This window comes from Pseudomonas sp. EA_35y_Pfl2_R5 (genome assembly GCF_963970805.1).
Taxonomy (GTDB): Bacteria; Pseudomonadota; Gammaproteobacteria; order Pseudomonadales; family Pseudomonadaceae; genus Aquipseudomonas.
This window is the reverse complement of the sequence record NZ_CAXAOW010000001.1, coordinates 557,765-583,133: the sequence shown is the minus strand read 5'-3', so window position 1 is coordinate 583,133 and position 25,369 is coordinate 557,765. Positions and strand designations below refer to the sequence as shown.

Below are 25,369 nucleotides of genomic sequence, written 5' to 3'. Positions count from 1 at the left end.
CGCAGGCGGCGGTGGTATTGCCGCATGCAACGCCGATGGCGGAGTATTCTCGGCAGAGCCTCATTTATCTACCGGGAGCAAACCCATGTTTTCCCATATCTGCATCGGAGTGAGTGGCTTCCCGCGAGCGCTGGCCTTCTACCAGCCGATCATGACGCTACTGGGTATCGAGCTGCGTTTTCTCGATGAGCACAAACCCTGGGCGGCCTGGCAATCGAAGCCGGAACCCCGGCCGCTGCTGCTGATCGGCAAACCCCATGACGGTGCCCCGCATCACCCAGGCAACGGGCAGATGGTGGCGCTGTTGGCGCAGAACCGCGCACAGGTCGAGCAGGCCCATCGGCTGGCGCTTGCTCACGGTGGGCGCTGTGAAGGGCCACCGGGGCTACGCGCCGAGTATCACCCGGACTACTACGGTGCCTACTTTCGCGACCCCGACGGCAACAAGCTTTGCGTGGTTTGTCACCAGCCCGAGTGAGGAGCCCCTTAGCGGGGGCCAGGCCAAGCCGCTTGTAGGATGGATTGAGCGTAGCGATACCCATGCTGCCGCAAGCCCATCATCTGTGAGTTGCCAAAACCCGCGATGGCGATTGCAGGTTCAGCTGGCCTGGCCCTGGTTACCCCCACATCACAAACCCTCACGCGCCACCATCGGTACGCAGGGTTTCGTCGCTATCAGCAGTCAAAGCCGTGTTGGCTGCGGTAGAACTCCACCTGCTCAGGGGGCATCTCTTTGAACAATGCACAGATGGTGAAGCTACCAACCTGGCGACCGTTTTTCAGGTAACCCCAGTCGGTGATCTGTTCGCGTGTAAAGCGCAGTTGTTGACCCCAGGTCACGCTTTTGACAATGCGTGGCTCGTTGGCCACGGTGCCGATAAAACCCTGTTCAAGCGCGTGGAAGGGCGTGACCCAGAAGGTTTCAATGCCGTTGCTGTCTTCGGCCATGACCTGAACCTTGTAGTCACGGGTATTGGCGGGCGGTTTGGCGGCCTGTGCCAGGAACTCGGTCAGGCCTGCCTGGGCCTGGCGCACGGCAGCTGAGACGGCCGGGTTTTGCCGGTCAGAGGTGACCACTTCATTGGTGTCGCGCGCGCTGGCGTGGAATGTAGCCAGGCCCAGTGCGAGCAGAGGAGCGATAAGGAAGGGGCGCATGCTGATTCCTTTCGTTAGTAGCTTGCCTGCTGTTCTGTGGCTTGCAGTTCTAAGTCCGGGCATTGGGCGGTTTCATCGATCATTTGCCGCTTGCCCCAGTTTTCCAGGCGGGTGTACCAAGGTAGATCGCTGTCATCCAGTCGCTCCTTGGCCTCTTCACTGCCGTTGTTGGCGGCCAGTTCCAGCCACAGTTGCTGCTGGTCGCGATTGACCGGTACGCCAGTGCCGGTGCTGTAGGCCTCGCTGAGGCTGAATTGCGCGGGGGCATGGTTGCTTTGCGCGGCTTTGCAGATCCAGTAAAGCGCTTTGCTGTCGTCGCTGCTGAAGTGTATGGCGCGCTCATCGCCGCTGGCGGCAAACTCCACACCGCTGTCGCGGCTCCAGTACAGCTCACCCAGCAGGTATTGGCTTTGTATATCGCCCTGGTCGGCCGCTTGTTCAAACCAATGCATGGCTTGGTAGCGCTCATCCTGATCACCGGGGTTGTCCAGATAATCGATGCCCAGTTCAACCTGAGCCTGGGTAAAACCCTGCTCGGCTGCCTGGTTCAGCCAGCGTTTGCGCTCGGAGTCGTCACCCGGCAGAAGTTTGTCGCGGTAGAGCATGGCAATTTCAAATGCCGCGCGGCTGACCCCTTGCTCGGCGGCTTTGGCGTACCAGCGTTCACTCTCGGGATAATCCTGCTGGGTGTAGAACTGGTAGCCCATATTGAACTGGGCACAGGCATCCCCGTTATTAGCCCGCTGCAGGTGATCCAGAATGTTGTCATCGTCGGACTGATCAATCGTCACTGGGCAGTGCTTGATCGCCGCCTGACTGGTGAGCGTGCAGAGCAGCAGGGCGCTGGCGAGCAGCGTGGCGGTAAGGGCGTGGGTGCGTAGCATGTCGATCATCCTTGATGGGTTAACCCGAGCCTGATGCGTCCGGGGCTGATAAACAGTGACGGTTACCTTAGTGACTCATCGTTAAACAAGACAAGTTATGCCTGCCCAGGCTGTCGATTAATCGTCTTTTTGCAGGACTGCCGAGTGCAGTGGTTCCGGCCTATATCTGTGGATAACTACGCGGCGTATACACCCACTCGCCACCCTCGGCGCGGGGGAAGCGGCAGGTTTGGCTGGAGCCGATGATTACCAGGGTGCGCATATCGACCATCTCTGGCGTCAGCTCGCCGAGGGTAAGGCTGCGCAGGGTTTCGCCGGGGCGGCCGATATCGCGGCCTAGCACCACCAGAGTATCTGGCGTGCGTTGCTGGCGGACGATGTCCAGCGCAGAGCCGAGCTGCCAGGGGCGGGCTTTGGAGATGGGGTTGTAGAAGGCCATCACCAGGTCGGCGGCGGCGGCGTGCTCTAGGCGTTTTTCGATAATGGCCCAGGGCTTGAGGTTGTCCGAGAGGGAGATCAGGCAGAAGTCGTGGCCCAGCGGCGCGCCGGCTTTGGCTGCGGTGGCCAGGGCGGCGGAAACGCCGGGGAATACCTGTAGATCGACGCGCTGCCATTCGGCGTCGGTCGATGCGTGCAGGGCTTCCAGCACGGCGGCGGCCATGGCGAACACGCCGGGGTCGCCGGAGGACACCACCACCACACGGCGACCGCTGGCGGCCAATGCAAAGGCATGGCGGGCGCGCTGCATTTCTTCGCGGTTGTCGGTGCAGTGGCGCACCTGCTCCGGGCGCAGCGGGCCGGTCATCTTGATATAGGTTTCGTAGCCGAGCAGGTCCTGCGCTTCGTCCAGCGCCTGGCGTGCGGCGGGCACCATAAACTCGGCGGCGCCGGGGCCGAGGCCTATCACCGTCAGACGGCCGCGGGGTCGGCCGAGTTGGCTGGCGTCGATGGGCGCCGCGGCCAGCAGCAGACGCAGGTTGGCGTGCTGGCTATGCAGCGGCGGCAGTTGCGTGGCGTCATCGATAAAGCGCAGCGGCAGTTCGAGCTGTGCGGCGGCGCTGTGCAGGTCGGCGTTGGCCATCAGTTCTGGCGCGGCCAGCAGGCAGGCCAGGCTCTGCGCGGCCAGGTTGCTGGTTTGCAGCGCCTGTTGCAGTTCGCTGAGTAAATCGGCGCTGGCGCGTTCGATCCACACGGCCACCTGTTGCGGGTGGATCAGCAGTTCGTCGGCATTGGCCGCGCGGTTGAGCGGGCTGATATGGATCACCCGGTTGGCCTGGTTATCCACCGGCAGTTTGGCCTGGGCCAGCCAGGGTGCGTCGCCCTCGATCCTCACCGCCTGGCCGCCGAGCAGGTCGCTGACAAAGCTTTTGCCTTGTTCCAGATCGGCCAGTACATAGCCGGCTGGTGGCTCCAGCAGGCAGGTGCCAAAGCGCAGTTCGCCGCTGGTGGTGATCGCCGCGCTGGTCTGCAAATGCGCGGCAATTTCCCGCGCCATGCGGTTGACCCCACCGAGGCCGCCGAGCAGCGGCACCACGGCGCTGCCATCTTCGGCCACGGCCAGCACCGGTGGCTCGTGGTCTTTCTCGCCGAGCACGGCGGCCAGGCTACGAATCACGATGCCGACGGCGCACAACACAATCAGCGGCGTACCGGCGCGATAGAGCGTGCGCAGGGTGTCGCCGAAGTCGTCATAAAGCCGATCGACATCCGCCACTCGACCGCTCAGGCCGTGGATTTGCGCCTGTGAATAAAGCGCCTGGATGCGCCGAGCGCAGGGCAGGGCGGAGGGGCCGAGGATAATGATGGCGGGAGCAGCGGTCATAAGGTGTTCCGTGGTTGGCGTAGGAGCGGCCTTGGCCGCGATCAATGGGTAGGGTGGATGACGCTTTTTTCATCCACCATCTCGGCGTTGGTGGATGGGTGAAGCGTCATCCACCCTATGGGTCGTTAAGCCCCGGTTAACCGCGCCATTTCTCGCCGGGGATCACGATCATCGAGAAGTACGGCGAGGACATCGGCTCCACTTCATCCAGCGGCACGATGCGCTGGTTGCCCATGGTCGCGCGCTCGACGTAGTGGGCGCGCTGGTCGATGCCCAGCTCTTGCAGCACACGGCGAACTTTCTCGAAATTGCGCCCCAACTTTATGATCACCGCGGCTTCGGCGCTGTGCAGGCGCTGCTTGAGTTCGTCTTCGGGCAACACGCCGGAGAGCACGCTCAAAGATTGATTGCGGTACACCAGTGGGGTGCCGAGCACCGAGGCGCAGCCGAGCATGGAGCAAACGCCGGGCACCACTTCCACCTCGTACTGGCCGGCCAGACGGTCGTGCAGGTACATATAGGAGCCGTAGAAAAACGGGTCGCCTTCGCAGATCACCGCTACATCCTGACCGGCGTCGAGCCGCGCGGCGATCTGCACCGCGCAGGTGTCGTAGAAGTCGCTGATCACATCTTCATAGCTCAGCGGCGCGGCGAGTTTTTCCGTGGTCACCGGGTAGACCAGCGGCAAGCGCTGCTGGGTGTCGGTCAGGTGCTGCTCGATAATGCCGAAGGCGTTACCGCCCTGGCCCTTGTTGGCTTTGGCCTTGGCCACAAAGTAGCCGACCACAGCGGCCGATTGCAGCAGGCGCAAGGCCTTGAGGGTAACCAGCTCGGGGTCGCCGGGACCGACGCCGAGGCCGAGCAGGCGGCCTTTTTGTGTGCTCATCACTCCACCTCCGTGGCCAGGGCGTTGACCGCCGCCACCGCCATGGCGCTGCCGCCACGCCGACCACGGACGATTACATAAGGCACGCCACGGCTGTCGGCGGCGAGGGCGTCTTTGGATTCGGCTGCGCCGATAAAGCCCACTGGCATGCCGATAATCAGCGCCGGTTTTGGCGCGCCGGCGTCGAGCATTTCCAGCAGATAGAACAGCGCGGTGGGCGCGTTGCCGATCACCACCACGCTGTCTTCCAGGTGCTCGCGCCAATGTTCCAATGCGACTGCCGAACGGGTATTGCCCAGTTCGCGGGCCTGCTCGATCACGCCGTCGTTATGCAGGGTGCAGATCACCGGGTTATTCGCGGCCAGGCGCGGGCGGGTGATGCCTTCGGCGACCATCCGCGCATCGCAGAGAATCGCCGCACCCTTGGCCAGGGCCGCGCGGCCAGCGGCACCTGCGCCGGGGGAGAAGCGCAGGTCCTGCACCACATCGACCATGCCGCAGGCGTGGATGATACGCACGGCGAGCTTTTCCAGATCGGCCGGGATCGCTGACAGGTCAGCCTCGGCGCGGATGGTGGCGAAGGACTGACGGTAGATTTCCTGGCCGTCGCGGATGTACTCAAGCATCGCTGTTTCCTGTTGCGCAGTGGGCGGCGAACCAGTCGCCGGCCTCGTCGATAGTCATGGCGCTGGCCTGCAGCTGACCGAAACCGGCCGCCTCGGGCGTGCGTTGATAGAGTTGGTAGTGGCCAGCGCTGCTGGCCAGCAAGGTAAAGGGCGCGGTATGGGCGGCGGCGCAGGAGCGCGGGCAGGCGCTTAGATGCACCTGCGGCCGTGCGCTGCTGGTGCGCAGGCGCTTGGCGAGCTGCAGGGCATCGGCCTTGCTGTCGCTCAGGCCTTTGCTGCATGCGGCTGAGCCGGTACAGGCGATCAGATTGCTTAACGGCTCCTGCGCATCGGTGAGCAGGCCGAGTTCGGCCAGTGCGTGCAGCAGTTTGTCTGCCGATGGCTTGGGGATATTCGGTAGCAACAGGCCCTGCCAGGGCGTCAGGCGCAGGCTGGTATCGCCACAGTGCTCAGCCAGCTCGGCCAGGGTTTTGAGTTGTGCGGCGTCGATCCGCCCCAGCCGCGAGGCGGCGGCGACCATGTACAGGCCGGCCTGCTGCTGTGGATAAATGCCCATCGGCGCGCGTGGGCTGACTGGTTTGCGTTGCCAATCAGCCGGGGCCGCTTGCACGGTAAAGGGCAGGCGCGTTTGCAGCTGTTGCAGCAGTTGGTGGGCGGGAATCACGCTTAGCAGCTGGCGCATCCGGCTGTGTTCGTTGCCAGCCAGATCGAGGAACAGCCTGAGCAGCTGTTCTACCAACGGCACGGCCTGCTCAACGTTGACCATGCCCAGCGGCGGATCACTGGGGCAACCCGCCAGGCCAAACGTCAATCGGGCCGGCGATCCGGGCAGGGCGCTAAGCCAGATATCGTGGGGGTGTTCGAGCATCGCCAGGGCTTCGCCGCCGTCCAGCTGCAAGGCGAACTTGGCCGACAGCCCATGCAGCGCCGGGGTGGTTTGCAGCAGGGCGAGCAGCGCGGCGGCCAGTGGGCGGGTGTCGAGCAGGGCGTGCGGGTCGAGGCCGGCGGCGGGGCTGAGCAGCAGGTTGCGCACATCGTCGGCGGCCGGGTTGCTTGGGCCCAGGCCGGCGGCCAGCAGGCGCTCGATCAGCTCGGCCTGCTGGCCAGCCAATACGCCACGAATCTGCAGATTGCTGCGGTTGGTCAGCTCCAGCAAACCGTTGGCGCAGCGCTCGGCCGCCTCGGCGATGGCGCGTGCCTGTTGGCTGTTAAGCACGCCGCCGGCCAGTTTGACCCGGCAGATGCCGCCGTCCAGCGCCGGAACGATACGCAGCAGGCCGGGACACGCGCTAGGACGTGGGTCGGGCAGGTCGGCGGAGGTTGGACGGTCGCGCAAAAAGGGTCACCAGCAACAAAGACGCGGCGACCGAACCAGCGAAATCCGCCCACAGGGGATTTCATGGCATCGGTACACCCCGCCCGATGTTGGCACTCGCGACTAGCGTCGTCGGCAGGTCTCCTGGCTGACAGGTCATCATCTGCCGCGGCCTTCCCGGTTACCCAGTGGCGCAGTTGCGGCAGACTCGCTGTTTACAGTTGCGGGGGCAGCCACGGTTTAACCGTGTTCCCTCTTAGGCCCTATGCACAATGGCGGCGGGCACCGACGAAGGCGCTATTATGCCCGCTTTGTTTGACGCGCAGACACCCTTGCTCGTCGGGCGGGCGCAGAGGAGTGGGTATGACGGCCTGGTTAACCCTGGTGGGCATTGGTGAAGACGGTTACGCCGGTCTGGGTGAGGCGGCGCGTCGGGCGCTGGGCGAGGCGCAGTGGATTGTCGGCAGCCCACGACAGCTGGCGCTGTTGCCCAGCGATCTGCCAGGGCAGCACGAGCTGTGGCCGAGCCCATTCAGCCTGGAACCCGTACTGGCGCGGCGCGGTACGCCGCTGTGTGTGCTGGCCAGTGGTGATCCGCTGTTCTACGGGGTTGGTGCGAGCCTGGCGCGGCAGCTGCCAGCGGAAGAGTTGCGGGTGTTTTCCGCACCGTCTTCGGTGTCCCTGGCCGCCGCCCGTATGGGCTGGCCGTTGCAGGAGGTGACGGTGCTGTCGCTGGTGGCGCGGCCGTTGGCGGCGCTGCAGGCGCAGATTTTCCCCGGTGCGCGGCTGCTGCTGTTGAGCAATGACGGTGATAGCCCGGCGGCGGTGGCCGAGTTGCTGCGCGCGCGTGGTTTTGGCCTCAGCCGGTTGACCGTGCTGGAGCATTTGGGCGGCGCCAGTGAGCGGCGCATCGACGGCTTGGCCAGTGACTGGTCGCTGCCACGGGTGGCTGACCTTAATCTGCTGGCGGTCGACTGCGTTGCAGATGCCGACGCGCGCTTGCTGCCGCTCACGCCGGGTTTGTCGGACGACACCTATCAGCACGACGGCCAGCTGACCAAGCGCGACGTGCGCGCCATCACCCTGGCGCGCCTGGCGCCGCAACCCGGCGAGCTGCTTTGGGATGTCGGAGCGGGTTGCGGTTCCATCGGTATCGAATGGATGCGCACACACTCCAGCTGCCGGGCGCTTGCGGTCGAGGCCGATGCCGGCCGTCAGGCGCATATCCAACACAACCGCGATGCCCTCGGCGTGCCCGGCCTGCAATTGGTCGCCGGCCGTGCGCCCGAGGCCTTGGCCGGCTTGGCCGCGCCAGATGCGATCTTTATCGGCGGTGGGGTGACCATCCCCGGCGTGTTGGAGCAGTGCTGGGCCAGCCTTAAGCCGGGCGGTCGGCTGGTGGCCAATGCCGTCACTCTGCAAAGCGAAGCGGCGTTGGTGGCCTGGCGCGAGCAGGTGGGCGGCGAGTTGATCCGTATCAGCGTGGCCCAGGCGCAGCCGCTGGGCGGTTTCGACACCTGGCGCAGCGCCTTGCCGATCACCCTGCTGGAGGTGTGCAAGCCGTGAGCCCGCGAATTCTGCTATTGGGCGGCACTACCGAGGCGCTGCGCCTGGCGCGGCGTTTAAGCCCTGAAGCGATCTACAGTCTGGCCGGGTTGGGCCGGGTGCCGGATGACTTGCCCTGTCAGGTGCGCGTCGGCGGCTTTGGCGGAGCCGAAGGGCTGGCGACGTTTATCCGCGAACAGGGCGTCGAACTGCTGCTCGATCTGACCCACCCCTATGCCGCACAGATCAGCACCAATGCCGCCCGCGCCGCCGAGCTGAGCGGAGTTGCCTGCTGGGCGCTGCGCCGCCCCGGCTGGCAGGCTGGCGCCGGAGATGACTGGCGCGAAGTGGGTGACTGGAACGAACTGGTGGCTGCGCTGCAAGACTTTCGTCGTCCGCTGTTTACCCTAGGCCGCGAACCGCTGGAGCATCTGCATGAAATCCCCCCTCATCAACACTGGACGGTGCGTTGCCTAACGGCCCAGGAGGCCGTGCCGCGGGCGACAATTATCGGCGCTCGCGGGCCGTTTGATCTGCACGGCGAGCGCGCACTGTTCGCTCTGTTGGGCAGCGATGTGTTGGTCAGCAAGAACAGCGGCAGCCAGTCCACCGAGCCGAAACTGCAGGTGGCGCGGGAGCTGAGCGTGCCGGTTTTGCTGCTGCGTCGGCCTGATTTGCCGAGTGTGGAGCGCGAGTTTGCCTGCCTGGAAGATCTTGTCGAGGCGCTGCAGTTATAGGGTAGGGTGGATGACGCTTCATCCACCCTACGTGCCAAATGCAAAACATCCCCTGCTAGACTGCCGCCCCGCTTTGGAGGCCGCCATGACCACGCCCGTTTCACCCTACGCCCGCATTTTGTTTGTCGGCCCGGAGCTGACCGAGGGCTCGTTTGCCGAGCTGCTGCGTCGCCGGTTGGTTGAGCTGCGTGGTGAAGCAGCGCTGGCCGATATCGTCGACACCAGCGCAGGCTATGCGCCGCTCTGGCAGCGCGTGGCCGAGGCTGAGCGGCCGCTACTGGTGATCGACCTGGAGCCGCAGAGCAGCAGCCCGCACCTCGATTGGCTGCGCAGCGAACTGTGCCAGCAGGCCGAGCCGGAGCAACTGTTTGTCGCCAGTGCGATTGGCCAGGCCGACGGCTTGCCGGTGGAGGCCGCCTGCGCGTTGATCGAGCGCCCTGAACTGCACCTGCCCTGTGTCGGTGTGGCCGCCGTGCCGGGACATCACGCCTGGTCGCAGATTCCGCCGCACGCGCAACGCCTGCTGCTGTGCAACGGCCCGCGCTGCACCCGGCGTGGTGCGCTGGAGCTGTGGAAGGCCTTGCGCCAGCGGCTCAAGGCTGCGGGCAAGCTGGAGTGCGAGGGCGGGGTGCATATCACCCGCACGCAGTGTCAGTTTCCCTGCGATCTGGGCCCGACGGCCAGTCTCTACCCGGCCGGCGAGTGGTTTCGCGTGCGTGATGAGGCCGAGCTAATCCGTCTGGTCGATGAGCGCCTGGTGGCCGGGCGCGCCGTGCCTGAGCTGCGGATTGATCAGGGCTGAGTCACTGCGCCACGAATGGTGGACAAGCTTCGCGTTGTCCACCCTACGCCTCATCAGAAACCGCCGCTAAAGCGCCTCCCACAGATGTAAAACCTCGCCCTTGAGCGGGTGGCCTTGTCGAGTTCACGCCTTGACTTGTGTCGGCGCGGATGGTCATATCCGCGCCGTTTCAGGTGTCTCACGCCGCCGTGCGTGAGGTTAAACGGGAAGTCGGTGCGCCCTTTTTGGGTTAGTCCGACGCTGCCCCCGCAACGGTAAGCGAGCGACGTCATCACGATGCCACTGTGCAGTTTCTGCATGGGAAGGCGATGACGTCATGACCCTCGCAAGCCCGGAGACCGGCCTGATTCTAAGAACCTGAACAGGTTCTTAGGGATGTTGCACGCTGCCAGTGATGCAGCGGCAACTCCCAACTGTTTGGCAACCCGCGGTGGGCGGGCGTTGACGCCGATCGTGGGTGCCTGTGCGCCCGTGTTTTGCTGTTGCGCGTTTCCATCGGGATTGCCGTGCCTTTTCCCTTTGCGATGGAAGCATCATGGCGCGCTATCCCCTGTCTCAACTCTCTGTTTCCCTTACCCTGTTCCTGGCCGGTACGGCTGTGGCGGGCGAATCTCCGGTCAATCTGCCGGCCACGACCGTGCAGGCCAAGGTTGCTGCGGAGGGTGAAAGCGATCTGCATACGCCCACCAGCAGCGGTTCGCGCCTGGGCCTGACGGCCCTGCAAACCCCGGCTAGCACCAGCAGCCTAAGCGGCGCACAGGTGCGTGGGCGCAACAACCTCAGCGTGCAAGACGCGGTCACCCGCACCCCCGGCATCAGCAGCATCGGCAGCCCCGGCAATGGCGGCACCGCGCTGTCGGCGCGCGGCTTTACCGGGCACAGCGCGATCATGCAGCTGTACGACGGCACCCGTCAGTATGTCGGGGCCGGCACCGTGACCTTCCCGGTCGACACTTGGTCGGTGGAGCGCATTGACGTGCTGCGCGGCCCGGCCTCGGTGCTCTACGGTGAAGGCGCGACGGGCGCGGTGATCAACGTGGTGCCGAAAAAGCCGTTCAGCGGCGCCATCAGCAACCAGCTGCGCCTCGGCTACGGTAGCGACGACCGCCGCCAGGCCGCGCTGGACAGCGGCGGCTCGCTGACCGATACGCTGAGCTACCGGCTCAACCTCAATCAACAGGCCAGCAATGGCTGGGTCGATGACGGCGAGTCGCAGAGCCGGGCGCTCAGCGCTGCCCTGCGTTGGGATGCCAGCGATGCGCTGAGTTTCACCCTGTCCCATGATCAGGGCGATCAGGACCCGCAGCGCTACCTGGGCACGCCGCTGGTCGCGGGCAAGTATCGCGAGAGCCTGCGCGAGCGCAATTACAACGTCGATAACGCCGAGGTTCGCTACAACGACCAGATCACCCGACTGGTCAGCGACTGGCGGATCAATGACGCCCTGACCGCCAGTAACCAGCTCTACTACATCAAGACCCAGCGCTACTGGCGCAATGCCGAGTCCTACCGCTGGCAGCCGGGCGATCAGGTCAAGCGCAGCGACTTCTACGAGATCAAGCACACCCAGGAGCAGGTCGGCGATCGCCAGACCTTCACCCTGGAACACGCCCTGTTCGGCCTGGATAGTCGCACCGTGGTGGGCGTGGATTACAACCGCATCCACTTCGCCCGTCAGCACGATTTTTCCAGCAGCTTCACTGACACGGTGCCGCTTGCCGGCAGCGGTGGCGGCCAGTATCAGAGCACCGATCCGCTGGGTTATGGCCCGCGCGAGCGCAACCTGGCGCGGCAGTTCTCGCTGTTCGCCGAGAACCGCACCCAGCTGACCGACCGCCTGTCGCTGGTCAGCGGTGTGCGCCGCGATCAGGTGCATATCCAGCGCGACAACCTGCTGACCGACAGTAGCGCCGACCGCAGCCTGACGGGCGATAATTGGCGCGCCGGATTGGTCTTCGAGGTTACGCCCGAGCTGTCGCTGTATGGCCAGTACGCCACCAGCACCGAGGGCGTGAGCAACCTGCTGACGCTTAATCCGACGCAGCAGCAGTTCGACCTGAGCGAGGCCAAGCAAACCGAGATCGGCCTCAAGCAGGCGTTCTGGAATGGCCAGGGCGAATGGACGCTGGCTGCTTACCATATCGTCAAGGAGAAGCTGCTCAGCCGTGCCACCCCGACCGCGCCGACCGAGCAGATCGGTCAGCAGTCATCCGACGGTCTGGAAGCCACTCTGGAACTGGCGCTGGGGCAGGGTTGGCAAGTGTCGGCCAACGCCGCGTGGGTGCGTGCCGAGTACGACGACTTCCGCGAGGCCGGTGGTGACCGAAGCGGCAATCGGCCGACCAACGTGCCACGGCGCACCGCCAACCTGTGGCTGAGCAAGGCGCTTAGTGAGCAGGTGCAGGCCGGTATTGGCGCGCGTTATGTCGATGCGCGCTATGCCGACACAGCGAACAGCGTGACGCTGCCGAGCTACACCGTGGTCGATGCCAATATCGGCTGGCAGGTGCAGGCGGACGTGCGCCTGGGCCTGGAGCTGAACAACCTGTTCGACCGCCAGTACGCCACCACCGGCAGCAGCGATGGCCAGCAGTGGTACCTGGGCGCGCCGCGTTCGTTGTTCGTCACTGCCGATTACCGTTTCTGATGCCGCGCTTGCAGATCAGCGAGCTGGCCTGGTCGCCCAGCGGCGAGCAGGCCTTGCTCGATGGCATCGAGCTGGCGGTGGGCGATGGTCAGCTGGTCGGTCTGCTCGGTCCCAACGGCAGCGGCAAGACCAGCCTGCTGCGCTGCGCCTACCGCTTTCAGCGGCCTGATCAGGGCCGTGTCGAGCTGGACGGCGAAGCGCTGTGGAGCCGTTCGCCGCGCTGGTGCGCGCAGCGGGTGGCAGTGGTGCTGCAGGAGTTTCCCCAGGACTTCGGCCTCACCGTGGCCGAAGTAGCCGCCATGGGGCGCACGCCGCACAAGGGCCTGTTCGATGGTGATGATCAGGCCGATCTTGTTCTGGTCGAGCAGGCTCTGGCGCGGGTGGGTTTGACTGAGCACAAGCGCCAGGCGTTCGCCCATCTCTCCGGCGGCGAGAAGCAGCGCGTGCTGCTGGCTCGCGCGCTGGTGCAGCAACCGACGCTGCTGATCCTCGACGAGCCGACCAACCACCTCGACCCGCGCTATCAGCTGGAGCTGTTGCGGCTGATCAAAGCCCTCGGCCTGGCGACCCTGGCCAGCTTTCACGACCTCAACCTGGCGGCAGCCTTCTGCGACCGCCTGTATGTGCTCGACCACGGCCGCGTGGTGGCCAGCGGCACACCCGCCGAAGTGCTGACTGAAGCGTTGCTGGCCGAAGTGTATGGCGTGCAGGCGCTGGTCGACCGTCATCCTTTCGCGGGGCACCCGCGTATTACCTGGATCAATCCATGAAGCGTTTTCTGCGTTACGCCCTGTGCCTGCCGCTGCTGGGCGCGGCCCTGTCCGCCCAGGCGGTTACCGTCACCAGCTGCGACCGCCAACTGACCATCGCGCAGCCGCCACAACGCGCAGTCAGTCAGGACATCAACCTGACCGCCATGCTCCTAGCCCTCGGGCTGAAATCGCGGATGGTCGGCTACAGCGGCATCAGCGCCTGGAAAACCCCAAACCCCGAGCTGATGGCGCAGCTGGCCGATTTGCCCGAGCTGGCCGCGCGGCACCCGTCGTTGGAAAACCTGCTCAACGCCGAGGCGGATTTCTTCTTTGCCGGCTGGAACTACGGCATGCGCGTCGGTGGTGAAGTCACCCCGGCGAACCTCGCGCGTTTCGGCATCCCGGTGTACGAGCTGAGCGAGTCCTGCGCCCACGTCATGCCACGCCGGGTGGCCAGCCTGGAGGATGTCTACAACGATCTGCATAACCTCGGCCGCATCTTCGCCGTGCAGCCGCGCGCCGAGGCACTGGTGCAGAGCATGCAGCAACGGGTGGCGGCGGTGCGTGAGCGCCTGGCCGACAGCGGCCCGGCGCCACGGGTGTTTCTCTACGACAGCGGCGAGGAAAGCCCCTTTACCGCCGGCCGCCTGGCCATGCCACAGGCGCTGATCGAAGCCGCTGGCGGGCGCAATGTCATGGATGTGCTGGCTGCGAGTTGGGTGCGTGTTGGCTGGGAAGCTGTGATCAGCAGCGACCCCGAGGTGATTCTGATCGTCGATTACGGCGAGCGCAGTGCGGCGCAGAAACGCGATTTCCTATTGCACCACCCGGCCTTGCAGGGGCTGACGGCGATCCGTGAGCAGCGCTTTGTGGTGCTGCCCTATCTGGCGGTAACGCCGAGCCTGGATAACGCGCAAGCGATTGAAACGCTGGCCGCCGCGCTGCACCCGCAGGCGTTTGCGCGATGATTCGCAGCCCGCACGCCTATCGCCTGCTACTGGTGCTATTGGCATCGGCCTTAGCGATTTCCTGCGCCGCCTCGCTGGGTTTTGGCGCCGCGCCGGTGCCACTGGCGCGGGTGCTGGATATCCTCGGCCAGCGTCTGTTTGACCTGCAGCCGGCGCAGGCGGTGAGCAGCGCCCAGGACAGCATCGTCTGGCTGATCCGCGCGCCACGGGTGGTGCTCGGTGCGCTGGTCGGTGCCGGGCTGGCGCTGGTCGGCACGGCGCTGCAGGCGGTCACGCGCAACCCGCTGGCCGATCCGCATCTGCTCGGGGTCAGCTCCGGCGCGGCGCTGGGTGCGGTGATTGTGGTGCTGTATCTGGGTGAATTTGTCGGCCTGCTTAGCCTGCCGCTGGCGGCCTTTGTCGGTGCACTGGTGAGCATGCTGCTGGTGCTGGCGATTGCCAGTCGCGGTGGTCGGCTGGAGAGCGACCGCCTGTTGCTGGCCGGGGTGGCGGTGTCGTTTGTGATGATGGCGGCGAGCAACCTGCTGCTGTTTCTCGGCGATCACCATGCCGCCAGTTCGGTGATCTTCTGGATGCTCGGCGGCCTTGGTCTGGCGCGTTGGGAACTGCTTTGGTTGCCGGCGCTGTGCTTGATGCTGGCCCTGCTGCTGTTGCTCGGTCTGGCGCGGGCGTTGAATGCGCTGATGGCCGGTGAACACAGCGCGGTCAGCCTGGGCCTGGAACCGCGTCGGGTGCGCCTGCTGGTGTTTGTCTGCGCGTCGCTGCTGACCGGGGTGCTGGTGTCGCTAAGCGGTGCCATCGGGTTTGTCGGACTGATCCTGCCGCATATCGCGCGCTTTCTGGTGGGCGCCGAACACCGTCGCCTGCTGCCGGTCAGTGCGCTGCTCGGCGCGCTGTTTCTAGTCTGGGTGGATGTCGCCGCGCGCACCCTGCTGGCGCCGCAGGACCTGCCAATCGGCATCGCCACGGCGGCAATTGGTGGGGTGTTCTTCGTGCTTTTGCTGCGTCGGCGCTGAACGACTAAAGTTTTTTTCAGCGCGGCTGTAACGCCTGTTCGTCTCGTCGCTCTAGTTAAATGCCGGCACACAAACCCCTTTTCGTCCGGCCAACCCAGATCACCCGAGGATACGCACATGACCATGAAATCCACCGCTGCTACTGGTGCCGCCATTGCCTTCGCCGCTGCTGCCATGTTCGCCGGCATGTCCGGCACTGTCGTCGCAGCTGAAGAAGCCAAGGTGCACTGCTACGGCGTGACGTCCTGCAAAGGCCAGAATGACTGCAAGACCGCCGAAAACAGCTGCAAAGGTCAGGCTGTCTGCAAGGGCCACGGCTTCAAGGCCATGACTCAGGCCGAGTGCGATGCTGCTGGCGGTACTGTCGGCGAGTAAGTGAGCCGGGGCAGCCGCGTGCGGTTGCCCCGCATCACCCTGCAAGGAGCCAGCAATGAATGCTCAACGCGGCAATCTGGGCTTTGGCCTGGGCCTGCGCAGCACCTATTACCAAGCCATTCTCGAGCAGCAGCCGGCGATCGACTGGTTCGAGATCGTCTCGGAAAATTATCTGGTAGCGGGCGGCAAGGCCCTCTACTTTCTCGATGCCATCGGCGAGCAATACCCGCTGGTGATGCATGGCGTGTCGCTGTCGATTGGCGGCCCGCATGAGCTGGATCGCGACTACCTGCGCCAGCTCAAACACCTCGCCGCGCGCGTGCAGCCGGCGTGGATCTCCGATCACCTGTGCTGGAGCCAGGGTAATGCCCACCAGTTGCATGACCTGCTGCCGCTACCCTACACCGAGGAGAGCCTGCAGCATGTGGCGGCGAGAGTGCGTCAGGTGCAGGACGTGATCGAGCGGCCGCTGGTGCTGGAAAACGTCTCCAGTTACTTGCGCTGCGCCGATGATCAATTCAGTGAATGGCAGTTTCTCGCGGCCCTCAGTGAACTGAGCGGCTGCGAGCTGTTGCTCGACGTTAACAACGTCTACGTCAGTGCACGTAACCATGGCTTCGATGCCTGGGAATTTATCAGCAGCCTGCCCCCGCAGCGTATTCGTCAGCTGCATCTGGCCGGGCACAGCGATTACGGCAGCTACTTGATCGACACCCATGATCAACCGGTCAGTGATCCGGTCTGGCAGCTCTATCAGCGCACCTTGCAGCACCTCGGGCCGGTGTCGACCTTGCTTGAGCGCGATGACCATTTCCCTGATTTAGACGAACTGCTCGGCGAGCTGAATAAGGCCCGTATGGTGGCCGCTGAAGCCCTCAAAGGTTCGACGTTATGCGCCTGAGTGACTGGCAGGCAGAGGTGCAGAGCTACCTGCTGAATGGCGATGTAATACCCCATCCGGCTTTGCAGGCGAGCCTATTGGGCAGCGCCGCATTGACTGCCGAACAGGGCCTGGCGATTTATCACAACGCCTATCGCGCGCGCCTGTTGGAAACGCTGCGTGGTGACTATCCCGCCGTGCATGACTGGCTCGGTGACGAGGAGTTCGATGCCTTGGCGCTGGCCTATCTTAGTGCGCACCCGTCACAACACTACAGCCTGCGTTGGCTCGGCGCGCAGTTGGCCGACTTTATCGATGGTTATCTGGTGCCGGCGCAAGCTGCACCGTTAAGCGAGCTGGCGCGGCTGGAATGGGCCTTCACCCTGGCCTTTGATGCTGCAGACGCCAGCGTGCTGAGCATGGCGCAGATGGCTGAGCTTGCGGCTGAAGATTGGCCGACCTTGCAGGTACGCTTGCTCCCCAGCGTGCAATGGCTGGCGTGTCGGCATAACAGCCTGGCGCTCTGGCGGGCGTGCAAGGAGCAGGGCGAATTTCCCGGCAGCCAGCCACTGAGCGAGGTGGAAAGCTGCCTGGTGTGGCGCGACCACCTGATCACCCGCTATCGCAGCGTGGCGGCCGATGAAGCCGCTGCACTACAGGGCATGGCCGTGCAGGGCTGGAACTTCGCCGAGCTGTGCGGCGAGCTGGCGCATCTGGGTGAACAGGCGCCGGTACAGGCCGTCTCCTGGTTGCGCCAGTGGCTCAGCGATGGCTTGCTACAGCGTTACCCAACGGTCTAATCCGCTGCACCTAGCTTTTGCCTTACCATGCCGGCTCTGCCTTGTTGCGAGCCGTGCATGCCTGCTTTCCTGCTGCGTTACCGCGTTGTTCTGATCGTCCTGCTGATTCTGCTCGGCCTGTTGGCGAGCATCTGGCTGGCCGGGCGCTATGCCGAACAGCGCGCCTGGCAGGAGCGCAGCGTCGAAGCGCGCGGCCAATTGCAGCTGTATGCGCAGTCGATCCACACTCTGGTCGAGCGCTTTCGTTCGGTGCCCGAGGTGCTGGCGCTGGACAGTGATATCAAGTCATTGCTGCGTGCGCCGGCTGACAGCCTGCTGCGCAGCAAACTGAATGAACGCCTGGAGCAGCTCAACACTGCCGCCGGCTCCAACGTGCTGTATCTGCTTAACGATCAAGGCGAAACTCTGGTGGCCAGCAACTGGCGCGACTGGAGCAGTTTCGTCGGCAACAACTACGCCTTCCGTCCCTATTTTCAGGATGCCGTACGGCAGTCCTCCGGGCGTTATTTCGCGGTGGGCGTGACCACTGGCATCCCCGGATATTTTCTCTCCCATGCGGTGCGCGATGACGACGGCACGGTGCTCGGCGTGCTGGTGGTCAAGCTGGAGCTGGAAGAGCTGCAACGCGAATGGGCTAGCCAGTCCGGTGTGCTGCTGGTGGCCGACAGTTACTCGGTGGTGATCCTCAGCAACCGCCCGGCCTGGCGTTTCCTCGCCCTCGACAGCTTGAGCGAGCAGGCCCGCGCGGAGCTGGTGGAGGTGCGCAAGTACGCCGAACAGGCGTTGCAGCCGCTGTCCAGCATGCTGCGTCGGCAGATCGACAGCGACAGCCAGTGGCGCCGCGTGCAAGGCCCGGATGGCTCGCGTGATTACCTGTGGCAGCGCCAGGATCTGGGTGAAGAAGGCTGGACTCTGCACTTGCTACACGAACCGAAAACTCTGGTCGACAGCGTACGCAGCTACCGCCTGGCTGCCGCTGGGGTGTGGATGACCCTGGCGTTTCTGCTGCTCTACCTAGCCCAGCGGCGCAAGACTCAGCGCCTGCAGGCTAGCATTCGTGAGCGCCTGGAGCGTGAGGTGGCCCTGCGCACCGCCGAGTTGCGCGAGGCCCAGGAAGGCCTAGTACATGCGGCGAAGATGGCGGCGCTGGGGCAGATGTCGGCGGCCATGGCCCATGAAATCAACCAACCGCTGACCGCCATGCAGATGCAACTGGGCAGCCTGCGCCTGTTGCTCGATAGCGGTCGCCAGGACGACGTGCGTGAAGGGCTGCAGCGTATCGATAGCTTGTTGCAACGCATTGCTGGGCTCACCGGCCACCTGAAAACCTTTGCCCGCAAAAGCCCGGCGGGCCTGAGTGAGCGCCTGCGCCTGAGCGATGTGCTGGAGCAGGCGCTGCAATTGCTGGCACCGCGTCTGCGCAGCGAACAGGTGCAGCTGCACAGCGAGATCGACAGCCGCGCGCTGGTGCTGGGCGATGCGATTCGCCTGGAACAGGTGCTGCTCAATCTGCTGAACAACGCCCTGGATGCTATGGCGTCTGTAGAGTCACGGCAGTTGCAGATTCGCATCGAGCGCCAGGCCGAGCAGTGCTTGCTGAGCATCGCCGACAGCGGCGGTGGAATCGCTGCGGACGCGGTGGGGCATGTGTTCGAGCCGTTCTTTACCACCAAGCCGGTGGGTGCCGGGTTGGGCCTCGGCCTGGCGGTGTCCTACGGCATCGTTCGCGAACTGGGCGGCAGTCTGGAGGCGGCCAATGGCGAGCAGGGCGCGGTGTTTACCCTGCGCCTGCCAGCCGCGCCGAATCTGTAGGGTGGATGGCGCGGTATCCATCCACCAAGGCTGCCCCGGCTGGTGGATGTAAAGAGCGACATCCACCCTACAAAATGCCAAGGCAGTAGACTGCCGCCGATTGATCAGGAGGTGATATGACTGGGCACGTAATAGTCGTCGACGATGAAGCGGCAATCCGCGAGGCGGTGCAGCAGTGGCTGGAGCTGTCTGGCTTGCACGTGCACAGCTGCGCCACGGCGCAGGCCGCGCTGGCGCTGGTCGGCCGTGATTACCCTGGCATCATCATCAGCGATGTGCGCATGCCCGGCACCGACGGCCTGCAGCTGCTCGACAGCGTGCTGGAGCGCGACCGCGACCTGCCGGTGATTTTGATCACCGGGCATGGTGATGTGCCGATGGCGGTGCAGGCGTTGCGCCAGGGCGCCTACGACTTTATCGAGAAGCCATTCACCCCTGAGCGCCTGCTCGACAGCGTGCGCCGCGCCCTGGATAAGCGCCGGCTGGTTTGTGAGAACCGCCAGCTGCGTCAGCAGTTCGCCCTCAAGGACCATATCGAGGCGCAGCTGCTCGGCGTATCGCGGCCGATGGAAAACCTGCGTCGACAGATCCTCGAACTGGCCGGCACCTCGGTGAATATTCTCCTGCGTGGCGACACCGGCAGTGGCAAGGAGCGGGTTGCCCGCTGTCTGCATGATTTCAGCAACCGTGCCGGCAAGCCGTTTGTCGCGCTGAACTGCGCGGCGATTCCCGAGCACCTGTTCGAAAGCGAGCTGTTCGGCCATGAAAGCGGCGCCTTTACCGGAGCCCAGGGCAAACGCATCGGCCGTATCGAACACGCCGATGGCGGCACCCTGTTTCTTGATGAGGTGGAAAGCCTGCCGCTGGCCCAGCAGGTCAAACTGTTGCGCGTATTGCAGGAGAAGACCCTCGAACGTCTGGGTTCGAACAAGAGCATTCGGGTCGACTTGCGAGTGATCAGTGCAGTTAAACCGGACCTGCTCGATGAGGTTAAGGCTGGGCGTTTCCGCGAAGACCTCTACTACCGTCTGAATGTCGCCACCCTGCGTATTCCGCCGCTGCGTGAGCGCCGCGAGGATATTCCACTGCTGTTCGAGCACTTCGCCAATCAGGCCGCGCAACGCAATGGCCGCGAGACGCCAAGCCTAGCGCCCGCAGAGCTGAGCCGCTTGCTCGGGCATGACTGGCCGGGCAACGTGCGGGAGCTGATCAACGCCGCCGAACGCCATGCCCTGGGTTTGAGTGGTGACGTGGCGAATGCCGATGGTCTGCCGGTGCAATCGCTGGCCGAGCAGATGGAGGCTTTCGAGGCGCAATGCCTGCACCGCGCCCTGCAGCACTGTCAGGGCAATATCGCCGAGGTGATGGCGCTGCTGCAGCTGCCGCGGCGCACCCTCAACGAGAAAATGCAGCGCCACGGTTTGCAGCGCAGCAGCTATCGGCCTGCCGGCAGCAGCGACGAAGATTGAAAGCCCGTAGCCAGGATGCACGGACCATGTAGGGTGGATGACGCTTCATCCATCCACCGCCTGCGATGGTGGATGAAAACAGCGTCAGCTCCGCCCCCCGATCCACCCTACGAAATCGCATCTCCCTGTGACACAGTCGGCGGAATCTCGCTTATCCAGGTTTTTCCGCTGGCGGATTTCCGCTTACTGCAGCCGCCAGGTTGGCAGTGCTGATTGGAGTAAAGGCTCTAAACCGGGCTTTTCTCTCACTGGCACGGCATCTGCTATAGCTCTTGTCAGCCAGGCACTCGATTGCCTCGGCCTCTATAAGAAAGACAAGAGGTGAATCCCATGCACTGCCCAGCATCATCTGCGCGCTCGTCGCGTCCTGCATCAACCGCTCATCTCTTGTGCGCTCGGCTCAGGCCGCGCGTGAGCCTCTGCTCCTTTTCGCCTTTGCGTTAGTCCCGGCGCTGCACCGCCACCTGGGTGGCGCGCAGCGTCTACAGTGAAAAACTCTGCATAAAGCCATAACAACGACGGAGATTCTTCCATGCGAATGACCAAACGTTTCAGCCTGTTTGCTGCTGCCGCAGCCTTTACCGCGAGCACCGCAGTACTCGCCGCCCCGACCTTTATCAATATCCTTACTGGCGGCACCAGCGGTGTGTATTACCCAATTGGTGTGGGCCTGTCGCAGCTGTATAGCAACGGCATCGAAGGCTCGAAGACCTCAGTACAAGCGACCAAGGCCTCGGTGGAAAACCTCAACTTGCTGCAAGCCGGTCGTGGCGAACTGGCCCTGGCCCTGGGTGATTCCGTGGCCGATGCCTGGAATGGCGTGGAAGATGCCGGCTTTAAAGCGCCGTTGAAAAAGCTGCGGGCGATTGCGGGCACCTACCCGAACTACATCCAAATTGTTGCCAGCAAGGAATCCGGCATCACCACCCTGGCTGACCTGAAGGGCAAGCGCATCTCAGTTGGCGCACCGAAGTCCGGCACCGAGCTCAACGCCCGCGCCATCTTCAAGGCCGCTGGTCTGAGCTATGAAGACATGGGCAAGGTCGAGTTTCTGCCGTACGCCGAGTCGGTTGAACTGATCAAGAACCGTCAGCTGGATGCCACCCTGCAGTCTTCGGGCCTGGGCATGGCGGCGATTCGCGACCTGGCCGCGACCCTGCCGATCACCTTTGTTTCGGTACCGGCTGACGTGACCGCCAAGATCGGTAATGACGCTTACCAGCCTGCTCCGATCCCTGCCGGCACCTACGACGGTCAGGATGCCGACGTACCGACCGTGGCCATCACCAACATTTTGGTCAGCCATGAAGGCGTGTCCGAAGAAGTGGCTTACCAGATGACCAAGCTGATGTTTGAAAACCTTGAGCGTTTGGGCAACGCCCATTCGGCTGCCAAGGACATCAAGCTGGAAACTGCAGCGAAAAACCTGCCGATCCCGCTGCATCCGGGTGCTGAGCGCTTCTACAAGGAAGCCGGCGCGCTGTAAGGCTGCTGAAGGGTTGGCCACGTAGGATGGGTTGAGCATCGCGATACCCATGCTGCATGGTTTGAGCCTGGTGAGAGACTTCACCATCGCTCGATGGGTTACGCCGCTGCGCGGCTAACCCATCCTACCCATGCCTCCCTATTTCTAGAGCTACGAATAAAACCGGCGTGCGCGCCACGGCAGGTTTTGTTGGCGACTCTTGCGCTATCGACGTTGTAACGAGGGTGTGACCTTCATGAGTGAGCAAAACCAAGGCCTCGCCGCCAACCCCAGCGAGTGGCCGAAAGCGCTGTTTTATGTCGCGCTGCTGTTTTCCATCTTCCAGATCATCACCGCAGCTTTTCACCCGGTATCCAGCCAGATTCTGCGCGCGGTGCATGTGGGCTTTCTGCTGCTGGTGGTGTTTCTCTGCTTTCCGTCCCACGGCAAGGGCCAGCCTTGGCAGCCGATGGCCTGGCTACTGGGCCTGGCCGGTATGGCCACGGCGTTCTACCAGTGGTATTTCGAAGCCGATCTGATTCAACGTTCCGGTGATCTGACTCAGAGCGACATGGTCGTCGGCCTGATGCTGATCGTGCTGGTGTTTGAAGCCGCACGCAGGGTGATGGGCATCGCCCTGCCATTTATCTGCGCGCTGTTTCTGGTCTACGGTCTGTTCGGCCAGTACCTGCCGGGCGACCTGATGCACCGTGGCTACGCCATCGATCAGATCGTCAACCAGCTGGCCTTCGGCACCGAAGGCCTGTACGGCACGCCGACCTATGTGTCGGCCACCTATATCTTCCTGTTTATCCTGTTCGGCGCGTTCCTCGAACAGGCGGGCATGATCAAGCTGTTCACCGATTTCGCCATGGGCCTGTTCGGCCACAAGCTCGGCGGCCCGGCCAAGGTCTCGGTGGTGTCGTCGGCGTTGATGGGCACCATCACCGGTTCGGGCGTGGCTAACGTGGTCACCACCGGCCAGTTCACCATTCCGCTGATGAAGCGCTTCGGCTACAAGCCGGCGTTTGCCGGCGGCGTGGAAGCGACCTCGTCGATGGGCAGCCAGATCATGCCGCCGATCATGGGTGCGGTGGCCTTTATCATGGCCGAGACCATCAATGTGCCGTTCTTCGAGGTGGCCAAGGCCGCGTTGATTCCGGCCATGTTGTACTTCGGCTCGGTGTTCTGGATGGTCCATCTGGAAGCCAAGCGTGCCAACCTGCGTGGCCTACCGAAGGATCAATGCCCCAACCCCTGGGCTGCGGTGAAGCAGCGCTGGTACCTGCTGATTCCGTTGTTCGTGCTGATCTACCTGCTGTTTTCCGGGCGCACACCGTTGTTCTCCGGGATGGTCGGCCTGTGCTTGACCGCCATCGTGATTCTTGGTTCGGCGATCATCCTACGGGTGTCGTCCAAGGTTATGCGCTTCGCCTTCTGGATTGCCCTGGGCGTGCTCTGCGCCGGCTTCTTCCAGCTCGGCATCGGCGTGGTGTTCGGTGTGGTCGCGCTGCTGGTGGCGGTGTGCTGGTTTATCAAAGGCGGCCGCGACACGCTGACCATTTGCCTGCACGCGTTGGTGGAAGGTGCTCGTCATGCCGTGCCAGTTGGCATTGCCTGCGCCCTGGTGGGGGTGATTATCGGCGTGGTCTCGTTGACCGGTGTGGCCTCGACCTTCGCCGGCTATATCCTCGCTATCGGTCAGGACAACCTGTTCCTCTCGTTGGTGCTGACCATGCTCACCTGCCTGGTGCTGGGCATGGGCATCCCGACCATTCCCAACTACATCATCACCAGCTCGATTGCCGCGCCGGCGTTGCTGGAGCTGGGCGTGCCGCTGATCGTCTCGCATATGTTCGTGTTCTATTTCGGCATCATGGCCGACCTCACGCCGCCGGTGGCGCTGGCTTGTTTCGCAGCCGCACCGATTGCCAAGGAGAGCGGCCTGAAGATCAGCCTGTGGGCGATTCGCATCGCCGTTGCCGGCTTCGTGGTGCCATTTATGGCGGTGTACGAGCCGGCGCTGATGCTGCAAGGCGATAGCCTGCTAGCCACGCTCTATGTGGTACTCAAAGCGCTGCTGGCCATTGGCATCTGGGGTGTGGTGTTTACCGGTTACCTGCAGGCCAAACTGAGCTGGTGGGAGCGCGCGCTGGGCTTTGCGGCGGGCGCCAGCCTGATTCTGGCCACGCCGATGAGTGACGAAATCGGCTTTGCCCTGGCGGCGCTGTTTATCGCTCAGCACGTCTGGCGTGCGCATCGCGCCCAGGTAGCGGCGGCGTGATTGGTTTGTGCCTGGGTTTGGCGGGCGCGGTGTGGGCAGAAGTGCCTACGCCAGCCTTCACCCTGGCCTGGACGCACACGATTGAGAAGATACGTTGGGAAGAGGATTACCGCGTGACGCCTGAGGGGTTGCTGCTCGGCGAAGCGCGGGTCAAGGGTTCCGGGGCCGGAATGGAGATTCCAGACGGTGCCGAACTGCGCGAGGGCAGCTGGCATTACCAGCGTCAGCTACCACCCTTGCAACCACTGCGCTTGGGGCGAACCCCCGAGGCAGGGGATTATCAACTGTGTTTCAACCAGCGTTGCCACTCGATGAGTGAATGGCTCGGCCCGCCACAAGCGACCCAGCCGGCGTTGGAACTCTGGAGCTGTGAGCAAAGCTCCCCGGCCGCCTCGGCGGCAGGCCAGGACGATCGCTAAGGCGGCGTCTGCTCCCGGGCCACAAGCCCTGGCGTAAAAAGAGGAGAACCCCCATTTGGCTCAGCCGGTGGGGGTTTTGTTCGTTTGTAGTAACGGTTAGCTTCAGCAGATTGACTGACAAGCAGGATGTTATGAGCACCATCACCTATTACCTGGCTATGCAGCACCCCGAGCAGATTCTCGCCAAGCCACTACCGGCCGACCTGAGCGTGGTGGAATGCCAGCTCAAGCAGTTTCAGCTCAACCGCTTTCTCTACCAACTGGTCGGCGAGCCCTGGCAGTGGACCGACAAACTGAGCTGGACGGACGCGCAGTGGCGCGAGCTGATCGAGCAGCCTAATCACCGCACCTGGGTGGCCTATCACCAGGGAGCCATCGCCGGGTACTACGAGCTGCTGCGCGATGCCGACGGCGCGGTGGAGATTCTCTATTTCGGCCTGGCCGATGCGTTCTTCGGTCAGGGCTTTGGCGGCCCATTGCTGAGTCATGCCTTGCAGTCCGCCTGGGCTTGGCCGGGCACCAGCAAGGTCTGGGTGCATACCTGCAGCCTCGACCACCCCAGCGCGCTGGCCAACTACCAGGCACGCGGCCTGCGTATCTACCGCGAAGAAGTGACCGCGTAGGACGGGCGTATGGCGCCCACCGCGTCGATACCTTGATATTTGACACGCGCCGTTACCCATAGACGGCGCGGAGCGCTCTTGCTGGCC

General features: G+C 63.8%; 23 protein-coding genes and 2 riboswitches. Of the genes, 17 read left to right on the top strand and 6 right to left on the bottom strand.

Annotated elements, in window-relative coordinates:
• The first annotated feature begins 85 nt into the window (after positions 1-85).
• Complete coding sequence (locus tag AACX99_RS02630; RefSeq protein WP_339409273.1) at positions 86-478, top strand: VOC family protein; 393 nt, start codon at positions 86-88, stop codon at positions 476-478.
• A gap of 197 nt (positions 479-675) precedes the next feature.
• On the opposite strand, the gene AACX99_RS02625 is transcribed toward AACX99_RS02630, so the two are convergent.
• The 6 genes from AACX99_RS02625 to cobG form a co-directional block, all read right to left on the bottom strand.
• On the bottom strand, positions 676-1,155 hold the full coding sequence (locus AACX99_RS02625; protein WP_339409271.1) for a YegJ family protein: 480 nt from the start codon (positions 1,153-1,155) through the stop codon (positions 676-678).
• A gap of 14 nt (positions 1,156-1,169) precedes the next feature.
• Positions 1,170-2,039: a tetratricopeptide repeat protein gene (locus AACX99_RS02620; protein ID WP_339409269.1), complete on the bottom strand. Its 870-nt coding sequence runs from the start codon at positions 2,037-2,039 to the stop codon at positions 1,170-1,172.
• A 160-nt stretch (positions 2,040-2,199) separates the two neighbouring features.
• Positions 2,200-3,861 (bottom strand): precorrin-3B C(17)-methyltransferase, encoded by a 1,662-nt coding sequence (gene cobJ / locus AACX99_RS02615; protein ID WP_339409268.1) that lies wholly within the window; start codon positions 3,859-3,861, stop codon positions 2,200-2,202.
• Positions 3,862-3,997: 136 nt separating this feature from the next.
• On the bottom strand, positions 3,998-4,750 hold the full coding sequence (locus tag AACX99_RS02610; RefSeq protein WP_339409267.1) for a precorrin-2 C(20)-methyltransferase: 753 nt from the start codon (positions 4,748-4,750) through the stop codon (positions 3,998-4,000).
• On the bottom strand, positions 4,747-5,373 hold the full coding sequence (locus AACX99_RS02605) for a precorrin-8X methylmutase (RefSeq protein ID WP_339409266.1): 627 nt from the start codon (positions 5,371-5,373) through the stop codon (positions 4,747-4,749). The genes AACX99_RS02610 and AACX99_RS02605 overlap by 4 nt, the downstream gene beginning before the upstream one ends.
• A complete protein-coding gene (gene cobG / locus AACX99_RS02600; protein ID WP_339409265.1) occupies positions 5,366-6,709 on the bottom strand; it encodes a precorrin-3B synthase in 1,344 nt (447 codons plus the stop codon). The genes AACX99_RS02605 and cobG overlap by 8 nt, the downstream gene beginning before the upstream one ends.
• A gap of 96 nt (positions 6,710-6,805) precedes the next feature.
• Positions 6,806-6,993: riboswitch (cobalamin riboswitch) on the bottom strand.
• 58 nt (positions 6,994-7,051) lie between these two features.
• On the opposite strand from cobG, the gene cbiE reads away from it, so the two are divergent.
• From cbiE to AACX99_RS02520, 16 genes are all read left to right on the top strand, one after another.
• Positions 7,052-8,254: a precorrin-6y C5,15-methyltransferase (decarboxylating) subunit CbiE gene (cbiE, locus tag AACX99_RS02595; RefSeq protein WP_339409264.1), complete on the top strand. Its 1,203-nt coding sequence runs from the start codon at positions 7,052-7,054 to the stop codon at positions 8,252-8,254.
• On the top strand, positions 8,251-8,970 hold the full coding sequence (locus AACX99_RS02590; RefSeq protein WP_339409263.1) for a cobalt-precorrin-6A reductase: 720 nt from the start codon (positions 8,251-8,253) through the stop codon (positions 8,968-8,970). The genes cbiE and AACX99_RS02590 overlap by 4 nt, the downstream gene beginning before the upstream one ends.
• 85 nt (positions 8,971-9,055) lie before the next feature.
• Positions 9,056-9,772 carry a (2Fe-2S) ferredoxin domain-containing protein gene (locus tag AACX99_RS02585; RefSeq protein ID WP_339409262.1) on the top strand — a complete coding sequence of 239 codons (717 nt, stop codon included), beginning with the start codon at positions 9,056-9,058 and terminating at the stop codon, positions 9,770-9,772.
• A 154-nt stretch (positions 9,773-9,926) separates the two neighbouring features.
• Positions 9,927-10,133: riboswitch (cobalamin riboswitch) on the top strand.
• Between the two features lie 174 nt (positions 10,134-10,307).
• Positions 10,308-12,419, top strand: coding sequence for a TonB-dependent receptor (locus tag AACX99_RS02580; protein WP_339409261.1), 2,112 nt, complete (start codon positions 10,308-10,310; stop codon positions 12,417-12,419).
• Entirely contained in the window at positions 12,419-13,189 is a 771-nt protein-coding gene (locus AACX99_RS02575) for an ABC transporter ATP-binding protein (RefSeq protein ID WP_339409260.1), read from the top strand. The genes AACX99_RS02580 and AACX99_RS02575 overlap by 1 nt, the downstream gene beginning before the upstream one ends.
• A complete protein-coding gene (locus AACX99_RS02570) occupies positions 13,186-14,139 on the top strand; it encodes an ABC transporter substrate-binding protein (RefSeq protein ID WP_339409259.1) in 954 nt (317 codons plus the stop codon). Before AACX99_RS02575 ends, AACX99_RS02570 begins: the two co-directional genes overlap by 4 nt.
• Complete coding sequence (locus AACX99_RS02565; RefSeq protein WP_339409258.1) at positions 14,136-15,155, top strand: FecCD family ABC transporter permease; 1,020 nt, start codon at positions 14,136-14,138, stop codon at positions 15,153-15,155. Before AACX99_RS02570 ends, AACX99_RS02565 begins: the two co-directional genes overlap by 4 nt.
• 117 nt (positions 15,156-15,272) lie before the next feature.
• Entirely contained in the window at positions 15,273-15,530 is a 258-nt protein-coding gene (bufA2, locus tag AACX99_RS02560) for a BufA2 family periplasmic bufferin-type metallophore (RefSeq protein WP_160013906.1), read from the top strand.
• Positions 15,531-15,585: 55 nt separating this feature from the next.
• A complete protein-coding gene (gene bufB / locus AACX99_RS02555) occupies positions 15,586-16,431 on the top strand; it encodes an MNIO family bufferin maturase (protein WP_339409257.1) in 846 nt (281 codons plus the stop codon).
• Positions 16,422-17,210: an HvfC/BufC N-terminal domain-containing protein gene (locus tag AACX99_RS02550; RefSeq protein WP_339409256.1), complete on the top strand. Its 789-nt coding sequence runs from the start codon at positions 16,422-16,424 to the stop codon at positions 17,208-17,210. Before bufB ends, AACX99_RS02550 begins: the two co-directional genes overlap by 10 nt.
• A gap of 57 nt (positions 17,211-17,267) precedes the next feature.
• Positions 17,268-19,022 (top strand): sensor histidine kinase, encoded by a 1,755-nt coding sequence (locus AACX99_RS02545; protein WP_339409255.1) that lies wholly within the window; start codon positions 17,268-17,270, stop codon positions 19,020-19,022.
• 116 nt (positions 19,023-19,138) lie between these two features.
• Positions 19,139-20,491 carry a sigma-54-dependent transcriptional regulator gene (locus AACX99_RS02540; RefSeq protein WP_339409254.1) on the top strand — a complete coding sequence of 451 codons (1,353 nt, stop codon included), beginning with the start codon at positions 19,139-19,141 and terminating at the stop codon, positions 20,489-20,491.
• Between the two features lie 532 nt (positions 20,492-21,023).
• On the top strand, positions 21,024-21,977 hold the full coding sequence (locus AACX99_RS02535; RefSeq protein WP_339409253.1) for a TAXI family TRAP transporter solute-binding subunit: 954 nt from the start codon (positions 21,024-21,026) through the stop codon (positions 21,975-21,977).
• Between the two features lie 235 nt (positions 21,978-22,212).
• Positions 22,213-24,240 carry a TRAP transporter permease gene (locus AACX99_RS02530; RefSeq protein WP_339409252.1) on the top strand — a complete coding sequence of 676 codons (2,028 nt, stop codon included), beginning with the start codon at positions 22,213-22,215 and terminating at the stop codon, positions 24,238-24,240.
• Positions 24,237-24,659, top strand: a complete 423-nt coding sequence (locus AACX99_RS02525; RefSeq protein WP_339409251.1) for a DUF1850 domain-containing protein — start codon at positions 24,237-24,239, stop codon at positions 24,657-24,659. The genes AACX99_RS02530 and AACX99_RS02525 overlap by 4 nt, the downstream gene beginning before the upstream one ends.
• A gap of 131 nt (positions 24,660-24,790) precedes the next feature.
• Complete coding sequence (locus AACX99_RS02520) at positions 24,791-25,282, top strand: GNAT family N-acetyltransferase (RefSeq protein WP_339409250.1); 492 nt, start codon at positions 24,791-24,793, stop codon at positions 25,280-25,282.
• Positions 25,283-25,369 lie beyond the last annotated feature (87 nt).

What these genes read in the sequence shown, in the direction of transcription:
- AACX99_RS02630 (WP_339409273.1), top strand. Translation starts at nt 86, where the DNA reads ATGTTTTCCCATATCTGCATCGGAGTGAGTGGCTTCCCGCGAGCGCTG.
- AACX99_RS02625 (WP_339409271.1), bottom strand. Translation starts at nt 1,155, where the DNA reads ATGCGCCCCTTCCTTATCGCTCCTCTGCTCGCACTGGGCCTGGCTACA.
- AACX99_RS02620 (WP_339409269.1), bottom strand. Translation starts at nt 2,039, where the DNA reads ATGCTACGCACCCACGCCCTTACCGCCACGCTGCTCGCCAGCGCCCTG.
- cobJ (WP_339409268.1), bottom strand. Translation starts at nt 3,861, where the DNA reads ATGACCGCTGCTCCCGCCATCATTATCCTCGGCCCCTCCGCCCTGCCC.
- AACX99_RS02605 (WP_339409266.1), bottom strand. Translation starts at nt 5,373, where the DNA reads ATGCTTGAGTACATCCGCGACGGCCAGGAAATCTACCGTCAGTCCTTC.
- cbiE (WP_339409264.1), top strand. Translation starts at nt 7,052, where the DNA reads ATGACGGCCTGGTTAACCCTGGTGGGCATTGGTGAAGACGGTTACGCC.
- AACX99_RS02585 (WP_339409262.1), top strand. Translation starts at nt 9,056, where the DNA reads ATGACCACGCCCGTTTCACCCTACGCCCGCATTTTGTTTGTCGGCCCG.
- AACX99_RS02580 (WP_339409261.1), top strand. Translation starts at nt 10,308, where the DNA reads ATGGCGCGCTATCCCCTGTCTCAACTCTCTGTTTCCCTTACCCTGTTC.
- AACX99_RS02575 (WP_339409260.1), top strand. Translation starts at nt 12,419, where the DNA reads ATGCCGCGCTTGCAGATCAGCGAGCTGGCCTGGTCGCCCAGCGGCGAG.
- AACX99_RS02570 (WP_339409259.1), top strand. Translation starts at nt 13,186, where the DNA reads ATGAAGCGTTTTCTGCGTTACGCCCTGTGCCTGCCGCTGCTGGGCGCG.
- AACX99_RS02565 (WP_339409258.1), top strand. Translation starts at nt 14,136, where the DNA reads ATGATTCGCAGCCCGCACGCCTATCGCCTGCTACTGGTGCTATTGGCA.
- bufA2 (WP_160013906.1), top strand. Translation starts at nt 15,273, where the DNA reads ATGACCATGAAATCCACCGCTGCTACTGGTGCCGCCATTGCCTTCGCC.
- bufB (WP_339409257.1), top strand. Translation starts at nt 15,586, where the DNA reads ATGAATGCTCAACGCGGCAATCTGGGCTTTGGCCTGGGCCTGCGCAGC.
- AACX99_RS02550 (WP_339409256.1), top strand. Translation starts at nt 16,422, where the DNA reads ATGCGCCTGAGTGACTGGCAGGCAGAGGTGCAGAGCTACCTGCTGAAT.
- AACX99_RS02545 (WP_339409255.1), top strand. Translation starts at nt 17,268, where the DNA reads ATGCCTGCTTTCCTGCTGCGTTACCGCGTTGTTCTGATCGTCCTGCTG.
- AACX99_RS02540 (WP_339409254.1), top strand. Translation starts at nt 19,139, where the DNA reads ATGACTGGGCACGTAATAGTCGTCGACGATGAAGCGGCAATCCGCGAG.
- AACX99_RS02535 (WP_339409253.1), top strand. Translation starts at nt 21,024, where the DNA reads ATGCGAATGACCAAACGTTTCAGCCTGTTTGCTGCTGCCGCAGCCTTT.
- AACX99_RS02530 (WP_339409252.1), top strand. Translation starts at nt 22,213, where the DNA reads ATGAGTGAGCAAAACCAAGGCCTCGCCGCCAACCCCAGCGAGTGGCCG.
- AACX99_RS02520 (WP_339409250.1), top strand. Translation starts at nt 24,791, where the DNA reads ATGAGCACCATCACCTATTACCTGGCTATGCAGCACCCCGAGCAGATT.